This is a genomic window from Dactylosporangium sp. NPDC049742, from assembly GCF_040674675.1.
Lineage (GTDB): Bacteria > Actinomycetota > Actinomycetes > Mycobacteriales > Micromonosporaceae > Dactylosporangium > Dactylosporangium maewongense.
The window spans coordinates 1-15178 of record NZ_JBFANF010000055.1; the positions used below are offsets into that span (position 1 = coordinate 1).

Consider the following 15178-nt stretch of genomic DNA (forward strand, 5'->3'; position numbering starts at 1 on the left):
GTCCGGCCCAAGCTTCGGCCCCGGGTCAAGCAGGTGCTCATCGTGGTGGCCGTGTGGGCCGTCGTGTGGGCCTTCTTGTACGTGGCCGCTGCGAGGACCTGCAGCGTGCGGCGGCGCCGGGCGGCGCGGCGGCCGGCGGTGACGGCGCCGGCCGAGGTGAGGCCGAGCGGCGGCTCGCCGCCCGTGACGTAGTCGTGCAGCGCCGCCCGCAGCGCGCCGTCGTCGGTGTCGGTGCTGGTCATTGCGGCTCACTCCCTGGAGTGGGTGGATGCGCCGAGGTACGCGCGTAACGTGCGGGTGGCCCGGAAGGTCTGGCTCTTCACCGTGCCTTCGGAGATGCCGAGGAGGCTCGCGGTCTCGGCGACGGACACGTCCTCGACGAACCGCAGCGCGATCAGGGTCCGCTGCTTCGGGGTGAGCGTGGCCATCGCCCGGGCCAGGTCGACCGCGTCGGTCACCGGGACCTCGGCGGCGGGCCGGTCCGGCACCTCGGCGACGATCCGCTCGCCGCGCAGGCCGCGGCCGCGGGACAGGTAGCTGTTGACGAGGACGCGCCGGGCGTAGGCGTCGACGGTGTCGGCCCGGATGCGCGGCCAGTGCTGGTACAGCTTCAGGAACGTGCCCTGAACGAGGTCCTCGGACAGGTGCCAGTCGCTGCACAGGGCGTAGGCCAGCCGGCGCAGGGGCACCGCCCGCAGGGCGAAGTACTCCGAGTACTCCGCCTCCCAGCTCGCGCGTCCCACCCGTGACTCCCTTCGCCGCCGACACCTGTAGTACTCGGTGCGGCGCCGCCGGGTTGTCGCGCCGGACGGAAAAGATTCCGGCGGGGCTCAGGGCAGGGCTCGGGGTGGGGCTCAGGGCAGGGTGAACGTGAAGGTCGTGCCGGTGGGGTCGGCCGGGCCGGCGGCGATCGTGCCGTGGTGGGCGTCGATGATCGCCTTGGTGACGGCGAGGCCCAGGCCGGTGCCCTTGATGCCATGGGCGAGGGCCGTCGAGGCGCGGAAGAAGCGGGTGAAGAGCTGCTGGTACTGCTCGGCGGGGATCCCGATGCCGGTGTCGGTGACGCTGACCGACGCGGGGCCCTCAGCGCCGGCGGCGGTGGCGGCGACGGTGACGGTGACGGTGCCGCCGCCCGGAGTGTACTTGACGGCGTTGGACAGCAGGTTGTCCAGCACCTGCCGCAGCCGCGCCGGGTCGGCCCGCACGGTGAGGTTCGCGGCGGCCTCCAGGCGCAGCGCGACGCCCTTCGCGTCCGCGGCCGGCCGGTGGTCCTCGACCGCCTCGCGCAGGAAGCGGGTCAGCGGCACCGGCCGCGGGTCGACGGCGAGGCTCGCGCTGCCGAGCCGGGCCAGGTCCAGCAGGTCGTCGACGAGCTGCTGCATGTGGCTGCTGTGCCGGCGGATGACCTCGCCGTAGTGGCGCACGTCGTCGCTGACGCCGGGCTCGTCGCCGATGATCTCCGCGTACCCGAGGATCGTGCCGATCGGGTTGCGCAGCTCATGGGACACGAGCGCGACGAGGTCGTCCTTCATCCGGTCGACCTCGCGCAGCCGCCGCACCTGCTGCCGCTGCTCGGCGAGCAGCTCCTCCCGGTGCTCGGCGAGGATCCGGCGCTCGGTGACGTTGGTGCTCATCCCGTCCAGGAACAGCCGCCCGCCCTCCCGCCGTGGGACCGCGCGGGTCCAGACCCAGCGGGTGACGCCGTCGAAGCCGGTGACCCGCACCTCCATCTCCGCCGGCTCGTCGGCGGCGAGCGAGGCGTGGAACCCGCCGTACAGGACGTGGTCCTCCGGGTGGACCCGGTCGGCGAGCACCGTCGCGAGGTCGGTGCCGGCGGGCACCGGCGAGCCGAAGACGCCACCGCCGTCAGGGCTCGCGTAGACGGAGCGGACGGACCGGTCGGGGAGCACCTCGACCGTCCACACGAAGTCGTTCACGTTCGCGACGACCCGGTCGAAGTCGCGGCGCGCGGCGGCGAGGGCGGTGCTGAGGTCGTCGGCGCGCAGCCGCTCGATGTGCCGGGCGATGTGGGCGCAGACGCCGTCGAGCATCGCCAGGACGTCCGGGTCGGGCGGGACGAGCCGTTCGGTGGCGAAGACCAGCACGCCGAGGACGGTGCCGCCGCTGAGGACGGGCAGCCCGATCGCGGCGTGCAGGCCCGCCGCCAGGGCGTCGTCCCGGCGCGGTGACGGGTACGGCAGCTGCCCGATGTCCCCGAGCCACTGCGGCCGGCCCGTGCTCCAGACGCGGCCGATCATGCCGTCGCCGGGGCCGGCGGGCGGCGCGTCGTCGACGAACGCGGGCCGGGCCCGGCCGGGGGAGACCCACACCCCGAGCCGGTCGGCGACGCCGGCGTCCGGGTCGACGTGCCAGTACTCGCCGAGCGCCCAGTCGAGCGCGACGGTGACCGCCTCGACGACGGCGCCCGCCGCCTGCGCCGCCCCGGCCGCGGTCGTCAGCGCCTCCGCGACCGCGAGCTGCGCGCCGCGCAGCCGCTCGGCCCCGTGCGCGTCGGTGATGTCGTGCATCGCGACGACCGCGCCGAGCCGGCCGCCGTCCGGGGCGTCGATCGGCTGGCCGTTGCACAGGAACCGGCGCTGCGGGCCGCCGGGGTCGCCGACGACCATCTCCTCGCCGTGCACGTGCTCGCCGGCGAACGCGCGGGCGAGCGGCACCTGGTCGGGGCGCAGCCGGCGCCGGCCGTCGGCGGCGTAGAGCTGGTAGGTGCCGGCCCAGTTCGGCGCGCTCGTCGGCTCGACCGCCACGCCCGGGTGCGCGTCGCGGAAGGCCCGGTTGACGGTGGCGATCCGGCCCTCGCCGTCGCAGGCGACGACGGCGGTGTCGAGGCTGTCCAGCAGCGCCCGCTGGAAGGTGCGCTCGGCGTCCAGCTGCCGCCGCGCGGCCTGCCGCGGGCTCAGATCGTGCACGAACGCGTGGATGACGGGTCGGTCGCGCTCCACGTACGGCTGCCCGATGACCTCGATCGGGAACCTGCGACCGGCCCGGTCGACCGCGGTCACCTCGAGGGTGCCGGCCGATCCGCTCCCGGCGGCCTCGGCGGTCTCCGTCAGCCACGCGGCGAACGCGTCCCGCGACGGGCCGGCGACGACCACACCGGCCGGCCGGCCCAGGGTCTCCGCCGCCGACCGGCCGAACATGCGCTCCGCGGCGAGGTTCCACGCGAGGACCGTGCCGGCGGCGTCGAGCGACACGAACGCGTCGGCGGCGCTGTCCAGCACCGCCTGCGTCCGGGTCGAGGCGAGCAGCAGCTCGCTGTTGGCCAGCCGCAGCGCCAGCTCGACCTCGGCGGCGCCGGCGAGGTCGGCGACCGTGTCGAGGTCCTCGGCGCTCCACTGCCGCGGCGCGTGGTCGGCCACGCAGAAGCAGCCGAGCACCTGCCCGTCCGGGGTGCGCAGCGGGTACCCCACGAAGGCGGCGACCAGGTCCGGCCGCTCGGCGGCCCGGATCACCAGCGGCGCGCCGTCGTCGACCACGGTCCGGCAGGAGGCCTGGGCGAGCGCGGAGTCCCGCGCGCCGGTGGGGCCGGCGGCGCTCACGAACACCTGGCGGTCGGCATCGACCAGCGACACCAGCGCGACCGGCGCCCCGACCGCGCGCCGCGCGAGCCGGGTCAGCCGGTCCAGCGACGGCACCCCGCCGGCGTGCAGGAGACCGGTGGCGTGCAGCGTCTCCAGGCGCGCCGGATCGCCGGCGCGGCCCGCGGCTGCCGCACCCGCCGGTCGTGACCCACGCCCCCGCACGCCACATTATCGGCGGGCCCGGCGTGGACCTGAGCCGCGCGCGCGAGTGGATAGGGTGGGTCGCATGGCAGAGCGACCCTTGACGCTGATGGCAGTGCACGCACACCCCGACGACGAGGCGACCGGCACCGGTGGCGTGCTGGCGAAGTACGCCGCGGAGGGCATCACGACCGTGCTCGTGACCTGCACGGACGGGCGCTGCGGCGACGGGCCCGGCGGGGTGAAGCCGGGGGAGCCCGGGCACGACCCCGACGCGGTGGCGGCGATGCGCGCCGAGGAGCTCGAGGCCGCCTGCGCGGCGTTGAAGGTGTCGCACCTGGAGCTGCTCGGCTACCCCGACTCGGGGATGATGGGCTGGTCGACCAACGACGTGGCCGGCTCGTTCTGGACCACGCCCGTGCCGGAGGCCGCCGAGCGGCTCGCCGGGCTGATCCGGCAGTACCAGCCGGACGTGATCGTCACCTACGACGAGAACGGGTTCTACGGCCACCCCGACCACATCCAGGCGCACCGGATCACGATGGCCGCGGTCGAGCTGACCGGCAGCCCCGCCAAGGTGTACTGGACGACCGTGCCCCGCTCCGGCATGGAGGAGTTCGGCCGGACGCTGCGCGAGCTCGGCGTCGAGTTCGACGTGCCGGACCCGGAGCCCGACCCCGCGTCGGACACCGCACCGCAGGGGCCGCCGATCGGCCTGCCGGACGAGGAGATCACGACGTGGGTCGACACCAGGGCGTACGGGTCGCAGAAGTACGACGCGCTCGCCGCCCACGCCAGCCAGGGCGAGAACATCTTCTTCCTGAAGATGGGCCGGGAGCGCTTCACCGCGCTGATGGGCGTGGAGACGTTCCTGCGGGTGCGTGACACGACCGGCGCGCCGCTGCCGGAGGACGACCTGTTCGCCGGCCTCCGCTGAGGTTGTGCGGCGCCTTAAGCGTTCCTTTGGCGGCGGCCCGGCGGCCCGGGACCCGGCTACGATGCCGATCGTGCTGGACAACCCCGAACCGCAGCAGCCGTGGTGGACGCGCCGCAGCGCGTGGGTGGTCGCGGCCGCCGGTGCCGTCGTCGCCGGCACCGCGACCGTCGCGCTCGTCGCCCAGGCGTCCGGCGCGGCGTGTGCCGCGCCCGCGGCGTCCTCGGGGCAGGCGACCTTCTACGCGGCCGACGGCGGCGGCAACTGCTCGTTCGACCCGGTGCCGAACCCCCTGGTGGTGGCGCTCGGCAACGCCGAGTACGCGGCCGGCGCGGCGTGCGGCGGCTACCTGGACGTGAAGGGGCCCAAGGGCACGGTCCGGGTCAAGGTCACCGACCGCTGCCCGGAGTGCGCCGCCGGGCACCTGGACCTGAGCCGGCAGGCGTTCGCGAAGATCGGCGACCCGGTCGCGGGGGTCATCAAGGTGACCTACAGCCGGGTGACCAGCCCGCCGGTGCCCGGTCCGATGACCGTCCGGGTCAAGGAGGGCTCGTCGCGGTACTGGCTGGCGCTGCGCCTGGACAACACCGGCAACCCGCTGTCGGCGGTGGAGCTGCAGTCCGGCGGCGGCTGGAAGGCGCTGAGCCACACCGACTACAACTACTGGATCGCGCAGAACGGCGCCGGGAACGGGCCGTTCACGGTCCGCGTGACCGACACCGCCGGCCGGCGCACGACGCTGAGCGGGGTGACGCTGAGCGTCGGCACGGTGCAGCGCCCGGGCGCCACCGCGGCCGCGCCGGCGCCGTCGAAGACCCCTCCGGTCAGCAGGTCCGCGGCGTCGCCCGCGCCGGTGTCGCCGGAGGCCGTCGCCGCGTCCGCCCCGGAAGAGACCGCCGGCGTGCCGGCGACCCCTGAGGCCCCTGAGGCGCAGCCGCCGACCCGCTGCGGCTGAGGGGTCACCGCCGGGCGGTGAGGTATCCGCCCATGGTCGTGAAGTAGTCCTTGGCGGCGAGCTCGGTGCCGTCCTCCGTGCGGATCCGCTCGACGGCCAGGCCGTGGCTGCGGCCGCGGCGGGCCTCGGCGCCGGCGACGATGACGACGGCGTCGCCCTCGCGGATGAAGATGCGGCCCGGGGTGCCGCCGTAGATGCCCTGGGACACCGACGCGGCGACGATCCGGATGCGGTGGCCGCGGTGGTACGTGAAGGCGTTCGGGTACGGGTCGGACTGGGCGCGCACGAGCCGGTCGAGGTCCTCCGCCGGCCAGGTCCAGTCGATGCGGCTGTCCTCCTCGGCGCGCTTGTGGAAGAAGCTGGCCTTGGCGCGGTCCTGCGGGGTCCAGTCGGTGCGCCCGGACGCGATCAGGTCCAGGCCGTCGACGGTGATCGGGCCGAACAGGGCGAGGGTCTTGTGGAACAGGTCGGTCGTGGTGTCGCGGTCGCCGACGGGGACCGCCCGCTGCAGGACGATGTCGCCCGCGTCGAGCTCCGCGTCCATCATGTGCGCGGTGACGCCGACCTCGCGCTCGCCGTTGATGAGGGCCCAGATCAGCGGGGAGAAGCCGCCGTAGGCCGGCAGCAGCGAGTCGTGCACGTTGAGGGTGCCGAGGCGGGGCAGCTCGAAGATCTCCGGCGGGATCCAGGTGCGCCAGTTGGTGGCGACGATCACGTCCGGGTCCGCCTGCTTGAGCCGGCCGAGCAGTTCGGCGTCGTCGGGCCGGTCCCGGACGATCACCTCGACGCCGTGTCCGGTCGCGAGGTCGGCGACGGAGTCGTTCCAGATCCGCTCGTACGGGTGGTCGCTCACCGGGTGGGTCACGACCAGCGCGACCTCGTGCTCGGAGGCCAGCAGCGCCTGGAGCGTGCGGTGCCCCCAGGTCTGATATCCGAACATGACGACGCGCATGGGGCCTCCCAGATGAGTGACGGCATTCGATGCCATAGCCTTCGATCGGGAGTTAGGTTAGTCTACCCTTCATTCACGTGGTAGCCGCAGGGCGGTCGTGACAAGCGCGAAAACTAAGGTTAGGCTTCCCTAACTCCTCGCCGGTCGGTGGTGGAGGCGGAGCGGTCGAGCCGGGCTCGACATGGACGATGGGACTGCGATGCCAGAGCCGCGCGGGGATCAAGGACCGGTCTTCGATCTGGTCGGGGTGGGCTTCGGGCCATCGAACCTGGCGCTCGCGATCGCCGTGCAGGAGCGCGCCGCCGCCGGCGGCCCGCCCGTGAGTGCCGTGTTCCTGGAGCGGCAGGCCTCGTTCGGCTGGCACCGGGGCATGCTCATCGAGGACGCGACGATGCAGGTCTCCTTCCTCAAGGACCTCGTCACGATGCGCAACCCGACCAGCTCCTTCAGCTTCCTGTGCTACCTGCAGGAGCGCGGCCGGCTCATCGACTTCGTCAACCACAAGAGCCTGTTCCCGCTGCGGGTCGAGTTCCACGACTACCTCGAGTGGGCCGCCGCCCGCGTGGACGACATGGTCCGCTACGGCCAGGACGTCACGGCGGTCCGCCCCGTCTTCGACGACGACACCATCAGCGCGTACGACGTCGAGACCCGCGACCGGACGGGTGCCCGCAGGACCGTCCGCGCCCGCAACGTCGTGCTCGCCAGCGGGCTGCGCCCCGCCCTGCCGCCGGGCATCGAGGCGTCGAAGCGCGTCTGGCACAGCCGCGACCTGCTGACCAATGTGGACGATCTGGCCGGCACCGACCCGTCCCGGTTCGTGGTCGTCGGCGCCGGGCAGAGCGCCGCCGAGGTCACCGCGTTCCTGCACGAGCGCTTCCCGTCGGCCGAGGTCTGCGGCGTGCTGTCCCGCTACGGCTACAGCCCCGCCGACGACAGCCCCTTCGCCAACCGCATCTTTGACCCCCTGGCCGTCGACGACTACTTCGACGCCTCCGCCCAGGTGAAGTCGATGCTGCTCGGGTACCACGCCAACACCAACTACTCCGTCGTGGACACCGACCTCATCGAGGCGCTCTACCGCCGGGTGTACCGGGAGAAGGTCCTCGGCTCGCAGCGGCTGCGCCTGCTCAACGTCTCCCGCCTCACCGCCGCCGAGGAGCTCGGCGACCGGGTCGCGGTCACCGTCGAGTCGATGCTCACCGGCGCCCGGACCGTGCTGGACGCCGACGTCCTCGTCTGCGCCACCGGCTACACGCCCGCCGACCCGTTCCCGCTGCTCGGCGAGCTGGCCGGCCGGTGCCACTACGACGAGGAGGGGCGCGCGGTCGTCGAGCGCGACTACCGCATCCGCACCGACGCGAGCGTGCTGGCCGGCATCTACCTGCAGGGCGGCACCGAGCACACGCACGGCATCAGCTCGTCGCTGCTGTCCAACACCGCGATCCGCTCCGCGGAGATCCTGGAGTCGGTCTGCGACCGGCGCCGCGCCTCCGTGCCCGCACTGTCCGGGTCGGGCTCCTACGCGTGAGCCGGTCGACCACACCGGAGCCGCCCGGCGCGGCGGTCCTCACCTCAGAGCTCACTTCAGAGCTCACCTCAGGGCCCACCACGGCACGCCCGCTGCTGGCACTCGGGCGTGCCGTGGTGCCGGACCTCCAGCCGGCCGCCGCCGGGAAGAGCCGGCCGGCCGGGCTGGCCGCGACGAACGCCCGCCGGGCGGGGTGGCTCGCCGGGTCCGTCGGCGTGCTCGCCGTGGTCTGCCTGCTGAGCATCGCCGTCGGCACCAAGAACCTGTCCCCGGCGACGATCTGGGGCGCGTTCGCGCACTACACCGGCACCGGCGACCAGTCGATCGTGCGGGACCTGCGGGTGCCCCGGACCGTGCTGGCGATCCTCGCCGGCGCCTCGCTCGGCATCTCCGGCGCCGTCATCCAGGCCGTCACCCGCAACCCCCTCGCCGACACGCAGGTCCTCGGGATCAACGCGGGCGCCGGGCTGTTCGTCGTCGTCGCGATCGGGCTGCTCGGCCTGTCGAGCATCACCGCGTACGTCTGGTTCGCGTTCGCGGGCGTCGTCGTCGCGATGCTGCTCGTCTACGCCCTCGCCGCCGTCGGCCGGGGACCGGCCACCCCGGTGCGGCTGCTGCTCGCCGGCGTCGCGCTCGGCGCCGTGCTCGACGGCATCGCCTCGGGCATCCGGCTCGTGCGCCCGCGCGCCTTCTACTACCTGCGGTTCTGGGACGTCGGCGCGCTGACCGGCCGCGGCTGGGACGTCATCGGCGCGGTCACGCCGTTCGTGGTCGCGGGGCTCGTCCTCGCGCTGCTCGTCGCCCGGTCCCTCAACACCGTCGCGCTCGGCGACGACCTCGCCCGCTCCCTGGGTGCCAGCCTCGGCCGGACCCGCGCCGGCGCCGTGCTGTCGGTGACGCTCCTCGCGGGCGCGGCGACCGCGGCGGTCGGGCCGATCGGCTTCGTCGGCCTCATGGTCCCGCACGTGGCCCGCTGGATCACCGGCCCCGACCAGCGCTGGATCTTCGCGTTCACGCTCGTCGGCGGGCCGGTCCTGCTGCTGTCCGCCGACATCGTCGGCCGCGTGGTGCTGCGCCCCGGCGAGCTGCAGGCGGGCATCGTGACCGCGTTCATCGGCGCGCCCGTGCTCATCTGGCTCGTCCGCCGCCGCTCGGCGAGCGCCCTGTGAAGCCGCTCGTGTCGCCGCCCGTGCCGGCGAAGTCCACAGTGGATCCGGCGGCGCGGCGGACCGTCGACTTCGGACGGACGGTGCTCACGCTGCGGGCCGGGCGGCGCGTCTCGGTGCGCGCCGGGGTGCGGGTCGCCGCCACCTGCGCCGTGCTGCTGCTCGCCGCCGCGGCGGTCGCCGTCCTCGCGCTCGGCACCGGAGAGTTCACCGCGACGCCCGCCGAGGTGCTGCAGGCCCTGTCCGGCGACGGGTCCCGCGCGGTGCGGCTCGTCGTCGTCGAGTGGCGGCTGCCCCGGGTGCTGCTCGCGCTGCTCGTCGGCGCCGCGATGGGCATCTCCGGCGCCATCTTCCAGGCGCTGACCCGCAACCCGCTCGGCAGCCCCGACATCCTCGGGTTCAGCACCGGCGCGTACACCGGCGTCCTGGTCTGCGTCGTCTTCATCGGCAAGAGCTACCCCGCGACCGCCACCGCCGCGCTGGCCGGCGGCATCGCGACCGCCGCGCTGGTCTACGTGCTGTCGCTGCGGCGCGGGGTCCAGGGCTTCCGGCTCATCATCGTCGGCATCGCGGTCAGCGCCGTGCTGAGCTCCGTCAACCAGTGGTTCATCATCAAGATGGACCTGCAGACCGCCGTCGCCGCCACGATCTGGGGCAAGGGCACCCTCAACGGCCTCGGCTGGGACCAGGTCACGCCGGCCGCCGCCGCGATCGGCGCGCTGTGCCTCGGGGTGGCGGCGCTCGGCCGGCGGCTGCAGGTGATGGAGCTCGGCGACGACGCGGCCGCCGCGGTCGGCGTCGGGGTCGAGCGGACCCGCCTCGCCTACCTGGCGCTCGGCGTCGCGCTCATCGCCGCCGCGACCGCCGTCGCCGGGCCGATCTCGTTCGTGGCGCTCGCCGCGCCGCAGCTGGCGCACCGGCTCGCCCGCACCGCCGGGATCGCCCTCGTGCCGTCCGCCGCCATGGGCGCGCTGCTGCTCATGGCGAGCGACTTCGCGGCGCAGCGGGTGTTCGCGCCGACCCAGCTGCCGGTCGGCGTGGTCACCGTGTCCATCGGCGGCCTGTATTTCGTGTGGCTGCTGGCCCGCCAGGCGAGGAGATGAGGATGAGCGGACAGCGAAGCGGCTCGGGCCGCGAATCAGGTGGCGGCGTGAGCGGCCAGCGGAGCGGCTCGGGTCGCTCACTGAATTGCAGGTCTGGGTCAGGCCGGCGCCGGGGCGCAGCGGAGGTGGCGGCATGACCCGGTTGCGCGCCGACCGCATCACCGTCGGCTACGACCGCAGGACGATCAGCACGGACCTGGACCTCGCCGTCCCCGACGGCCGGTTCACCGTGATCGTCGGCCCCAACGCCTGCGGCAAGTCCACGCTGCTGCGCGCGCTGTCGCGGCTGCTCACCCCGGCCAAGGGGCAGGTCCTGCTGGACGGCCGGGCGATCCACGCGTACCCGGCGAAGGAGGTCGCCCGCCGGCTCGGGCTGCTGCCGCAGTCGTCCGTGGCGCCCGACGGCATCACCGTCGCCGAGCTCGTCGCCCGCGGCCGGTTCCCGCACCAGCGGCTGCTGCGCCAGTGGTCGGTCGACGACGAGGCCGCGGTCGCCGCGGCGATGGCCGCGACCGGCGTCGCCGAACTGTCCGGGGAGCTCGTCGACACGCTGTCGGGCGGCCAGCGGCAGCGGGTGTGGGTCGCGATGGTCCTCGCCCAGCAGACCCCGATCGTGCTGCTCGACGAGCCGACGACGTTCCTGGACATCGCGCACCAGGTCGAGCTGCTCGAGCTGTGCCTGCGCCTCAACCGCGAGCAGGGCACCACGATGGTCGCCGTCCTGCACGACCTCAACCACGCCTGCCGCTACGCCGATCACATCGTGGTGATGAAGGCGGGCGTCGTCGTCGCCGAGGGCGACCCGCGGGAGGTCGTGACCGGCGACCTCGTCGAGGACGTCTTCGGCCTGCCGTGCCGCATCATTCCCGACCCGGAGACCGGCACGCCGCTGGTCATCCCGCGCGCCGGCGCGCTGCACGCGGCCACCGCAACGCTCTGAACCGACCTTGTGAGAAGGGAACCATCAACCATGTCCAGCAACCCGTTCGACGACGAGAACGGCACGTTCTTCGTGCTCGTCAACGACGAGGAACAGCACTCGCTGTGGCCGACGTTCGCCGCGGTGCCGGCCGGCTGGCGGATCGTGTTCGGCGAGAGCGGCCAGACCTCCCGCCAGGAATGCGTGGACTACGTCGACCGCCACTGGACCGACCTGCGGCCGAAGAGCCTGCGGGACAGTATGGCGCAGGACGTCGCAGCGGCCGTCTGACGATGCCGTCGATGACCGGACCCCGCATCCTGCGGCGCTCCCTCACCCGCAACCGGGCCCGCCTCACCGCCGGCACCGGCCTCATCAGCCTGCACCAGCTCGCCGAGGCGACCGTGCCGGTCCTCATCGGCGTCGGCATCGACCGTGCCGTCGCACCTGGCGACGGCTCGGCGCTGCTGCTGTGGGTGGCGGCGCTCGCCGCGCTCTTCGTCGGCCTGCACCTGTGCTACCGCTTCGGTGCCCGCCAGCTGATGCTCGCCATCGCCAACGAGGCGTACCTGCTGCGTGGCGAGCTGGCCGCGAAGATCGTGCATCCGCGCCGGCTGCGCACCGACCTGCGCGCCGGCGAGCTGCTCACGGTGTCCAGCACCGACGCCGACAACGTCTCCTACCTGCTGGACTACGTGCCGCGCATCGCCGGCGCGATCACCGCGACCGTCGCCAGCGCCGCCGTGCTGCTCGCCGTCGACTGGCGGCTCGGCCTCGTCGTGCTCGTCGGCACGCCGGTCGTGCTCGTCGGCATGCAGTTCGCCGGCCCGCTCATCACCCGGCGGGTCACCGAGCAGCAGGAGCTCGCCGGCAAGGCCACCGCGCTCGCCACCGACCTGGTCGGCGGGGTCCGTCCGCTGCGCGGCCTCGGCGCCGAGCGGGCCGCCGCCCGCCGCTACCGCGACGTCAGCCAGGCCTCGCTGCGCGCCGCGCTGCGGGCCGCCGGCACCCAGAGCCGCTACCTGGCGTTCTCCACCGCCGGCAGCGCGCTGCTGGCCTGCGGGGTCGCCGTGCTCGCCGGCTGGTTCGCCCTGGACGGCCGGATCAGCGTCGGCGAGTTCATCATGGTGATCGGCCTGGCCCAGTTCCTGCTGGAGCCGATCGGGCTCCTCGCGATCGTGCCGAGCTGGGTCGCCGAGGCGCGCGCCTCCGCGGACCGGTGCGCCCTGGTCCTGGGTGCTGACCTGCTCCTGCCGGCGGGGGCAGAGCAGAAGACCGTCACAGAGCCGCATCTTGTACTGGCTGCGGTGCGCCACGGCACTCTCGAAGGCCTCGACCTGACGGTGCGCCCCGGCGAGTTCGTCGGCGTGGTGACCCCCCGCTCCGCCGACGGCGAGGCCCTCGTGCGACTGCTCGCCGGCGGTGTCCCCCCGGACGAGTTCGAAGGGACGGTCACGCTCGGCGGGGTGGCCCTCCACGACCTGGAGCCGGCCGGCGCACGGGCGCTCATGCTCGTCGAACCGCACCACACGGACCTGTTCACCGGTACCGTGGCGGCCAACCTCGCCCTGGTGGAGGCCGGCGGGGCAGCGGACCCGGCAGTGGACCAGACAGGGGACCAGGCGGCGGACCAGGCAGCGCTGGCGGCCGCGCTCGAGGCGTCGGCCGCCGCCGAGGTCGTCGACGGCCACCCCGACGGGATGGAGCGGCACGTCGCGGAGCGCGGCGCCACCCTGTCCGGCGGGCAGCGGCAGCGGCTCGCCCTCGCCCGCGCGCTCCTCGCCCGCCCGCCGATCCTCGTGCTGCACGACCCGACCACCGCCGTCGACACCGTCACCGAGCACTCGATCGCGCGGTCCGTCCGCGCGCTCCGGCAGGGCAGCACCACCGTCGTCATCACCAGCAGCCCCGCCATGCTCGCCGTCACCGACCGGGTCGTCGTCGTCGACGACGGCAGGGTGTCGGTCGAGGGCGCCCACGCCGAGCTCGGCGCGACCCACGACGACTACCGGAAGGTGGTATTGCGGTGAGCGGCCAGCGGAGCGGCTCGGGCCGATCACCAGGATTGCAGGGTTGCTCGGGCCGGCGCCGGAGCGCAGCGGAGGTGGCGGCGTGAGCACTGAACAACTTCCGATCGCCGACCGGCGCGAGACGCTGCGCTGGCTGCGCGGCGAGCTGCGGGCCCGGTGGGGGGAGGCGGCCGGCGCGTTCGCCGTCGGCCTGCTCGCCGCCGCGGCCGGCGTCACCCCCGTCTACGCCCTCGGCGTGCTCGTCGACCGGGTCCGCGCCGGCGCGCCCGCCTCCGACATCGTCGGCATCACGGTCGTCATCGTCGCCGCCGCGATCGTCGCCGGCGTCACCACCGCGCTGTCGACCTACCTCATCGCGCGGCTCGGCGGCCGGATCCTCGCCGCGCTGCGGGAGGACGTCGTGGCCCGCGCCGTCACGCTGCCCGCGACCCGCCTCGAACGGATCGGCAAGGGCGAGCTCATGTCGCGGGTCGGCCCGGACGTCGCCGCCGTCAACAAGGCCGTCACGGACGTGCTGCCGACGATGACGTCCTCGGTGCTCCTCGCGGCGCTCAGCGTCGCCGCGATGGCCGGCATCGACTGGCGGCTCGGCCTCGCCGGGCTCGTCACCGCGCCCCTGTACGTCCTGGCGCTGCGCTGGTACCTGCCGCGCTCCGGCCCCGGCTACGCCGTCGAACGCGCCGCCGTCGGCGAACGGTCCCAGCTGCTGCTGGAGAGCGTGCAGGGGCTGCGGACCGTGCACGCGTACCGCCTGGAAACCCCGCACCTGCGGGGGATCGACGCCGCCTCCGCCCGCGCCCGCGACGTGTCGGTGAACGTGTTCGGCCTCTTCACCCGCTTCGTCGGCCGGATCAACCGGGCCGAGTTCGTGGGGCTGACCGTCATCGTCGTCACCGGCTTCCTGCTGGTGCGGGACGGCTCGGTCACCGTCGGCGGGACCGCGGCCGCGGCCGTGCTGTTCCACCGGCTGTTCAACCCGGTGTCGATGCTGCTGTACACGTTCGACGAGCTGCAGGCGGGCGGCGCCGGCCTGGCCCGGCTCGTCGGGGTCGTCACCATCCCCGACGAGCGCCCGGCGACCGTCGCGGGACAGTCCCCATCGGACAGTTCGCTGGAGCTGGCCGGCGTCCGGTTCGGCTACCCCGGCGGCCCCGAGGTCCTGCACGGCGTCAGCCTGCGCATCGAGGCCGGGCAGCGGGTCGCGCTGGTCGGCTCCACCGGCGCCGGCAAGTCGACCCTCGCCGCCGTCGCCGCCGGCATCCTCCAGCCGGCCGCCGGGTCGGCGGGCGTCGGCGGGATGCCGGTCGCGCACATGGGCCCGGAGCTGCTGCGCTCCCAGGTCGCCATCATCACCCAGGAGACGCACGTCTTCGCCGGCGAGCTGGTCGAGGACCTGCGCCTCGCCCGGCCCGGCGCGACCGACGCCGAGGTCGACGCGGCCCTCGCGACGGTCGGCGCCGCCGACTGGGTCCGCGCGCTGCCCGAAGGGGTGCGGACCGTCGTCGGCGAGGGCGGCCACGAGCTGACCGCCGCCCGCGCGCAGCAGATCGCGCTCGCCCGGCTGGTCCTGGCCGACCCGGCCGTCGCGATCCTCGACGAGGCCACCGCGGAGGCCGGCAGCTACGGCGCCCGCGACCTGGAGGACTCCGCGCTCGCCGCGACCGCCGGCCGCACCACCCTCGTGGTCGCGCACCGGCTCACCCAGGCCAGGTCCGCCGACCGGGTCGTCGTCCTCGAGGACGGCCGGGTCGCCGAGGAGGGCGGCCACGACGAGCTGCTCCTGGCCGGCGGCCGGTACGCGCAGCTGTGGGCGGCGTGGGAGTCCCGCACGCCCACCTTCCCGTAACC

Annotated in this window: 13 protein-coding genes; 9 read left to right on the forward strand and 4 right to left on the reverse strand. The window is 74.4% G+C overall.

What is annotated here, in order from left to right; translation table 11 throughout:
* The 3 genes from AB0J72_RS44035 to AB0J72_RS44045 form a co-directional block, all read right to left on the reverse strand.
* Nucleotides 1–242, reverse strand: a 242-nt coding sequence (locus AB0J72_RS44035) for a hypothetical protein (RefSeq protein WP_363411099.1), incomplete at its 3' end; no start/stop codon positions are given.
* Nucleotides 243–248: 6 nt separating this feature from the next.
* Nucleotides 249–743, reverse strand: a complete 495-nt coding sequence (locus tag AB0J72_RS44040; protein WP_363411102.1) for a SigE family RNA polymerase sigma factor — start codon at nucleotides 741–743, stop codon at nucleotides 249–251.
* Between the two features lie 111 nt (nucleotides 744–854).
* Nucleotides 855–3761, reverse strand: coding sequence for an ATP-binding protein (locus tag AB0J72_RS44045; protein ID WP_363411105.1), 2907 nt, complete (start codon nucleotides 3759–3761; stop codon nucleotides 855–857).
* Between the two features lie 64 nt (nucleotides 3762–3825).
* Here AB0J72_RS44045 and AB0J72_RS44050 point away from each other — a divergent pair, with 64 nt between their 5' ends.
* Together AB0J72_RS44050 and AB0J72_RS44055 are read left to right on the forward strand one after the other, a co-directional pair.
* Entirely contained in the window at nucleotides 3826–4677 is an 852-nt protein-coding gene (locus tag AB0J72_RS44050) for a PIG-L family deacetylase (protein ID WP_363411108.1), read from the forward strand.
* 70 nt (nucleotides 4678–4747) lie between these two features.
* Nucleotides 4748–5629 (forward strand): expansin EXLX1 family cellulose-binding protein, encoded by an 882-nt coding sequence (locus AB0J72_RS44055; protein WP_363411111.1) that lies wholly within the window; start codon nucleotides 4748–4750, stop codon nucleotides 5627–5629.
* A gap of 4 nt (nucleotides 5630–5633) precedes the next feature.
* Here the strand turns inward: AB0J72_RS44055 and AB0J72_RS44060 are convergent, their stop codons facing one another.
* Entirely contained in the window at nucleotides 5634–6581 is a 948-nt protein-coding gene (locus tag AB0J72_RS44060; RefSeq protein WP_363411114.1) for a methionyl-tRNA formyltransferase, read from the reverse strand.
* A gap of 199 nt (nucleotides 6582–6780) precedes the next feature.
* On the opposite strand from AB0J72_RS44060, the gene AB0J72_RS44065 reads away from it, so the two are divergent.
* The 7 genes from AB0J72_RS44065 to AB0J72_RS44095 all read left to right on the forward strand — a co-directional run bounded on the left by AB0J72_RS44065 (nucleotide 6781) and on the right by AB0J72_RS44095 (nucleotide 15176).
* Nucleotides 6781–8112, forward strand: a complete 1332-nt coding sequence (locus AB0J72_RS44065) for a lysine N(6)-hydroxylase/L-ornithine N(5)-oxygenase family protein (RefSeq protein WP_363411117.1) — start codon at nucleotides 6781–6783, stop codon at nucleotides 8110–8112.
* Entirely contained in the window at nucleotides 8109–9281 is a 1173-nt protein-coding gene (locus AB0J72_RS44070) for an iron chelate uptake ABC transporter family permease subunit (protein ID WP_363411120.1), read from the forward strand. The genes AB0J72_RS44065 and AB0J72_RS44070 overlap by 4 nt, the downstream gene beginning before the upstream one ends.
* Entirely contained in the window at nucleotides 9278–10381 is a 1104-nt protein-coding gene (locus tag AB0J72_RS44075; protein WP_363411123.1) for an iron chelate uptake ABC transporter family permease subunit, read from the forward strand. The genes AB0J72_RS44070 and AB0J72_RS44075 overlap by 4 nt, the downstream gene beginning before the upstream one ends.
* 133 nt (nucleotides 10382–10514) lie before the next feature.
* Complete coding sequence (locus tag AB0J72_RS44080) at nucleotides 10515–11321, forward strand: ABC transporter ATP-binding protein (RefSeq protein WP_344498875.1); 807 nt, start codon at nucleotides 10515–10517, stop codon at nucleotides 11319–11321.
* A 30-nt stretch (nucleotides 11322–11351) separates the two neighbouring features.
* A complete protein-coding gene (locus tag AB0J72_RS44085; RefSeq protein ID WP_344498877.1) occupies nucleotides 11352–11591 on the forward strand; it encodes an MbtH family protein in 240 nt (79 codons plus the stop codon).
* A gap of 11 nt (nucleotides 11592–11602) precedes the next feature.
* A complete protein-coding gene (locus tag AB0J72_RS44090; protein ID WP_363411127.1) occupies nucleotides 11603–13330 on the forward strand; it encodes an ABC transporter ATP-binding protein in 1728 nt (575 codons plus the stop codon).
* 82 nt (nucleotides 13331–13412) lie between these two features.
* On the forward strand, nucleotides 13413–15176 hold the full coding sequence (locus AB0J72_RS44095) for an ABC transporter ATP-binding protein (protein ID WP_363411130.1): 1764 nt from the start codon (nucleotides 13413–13415) through the stop codon (nucleotides 15174–15176).
* Nucleotides 15177–15178 lie beyond the last annotated feature (2 nt).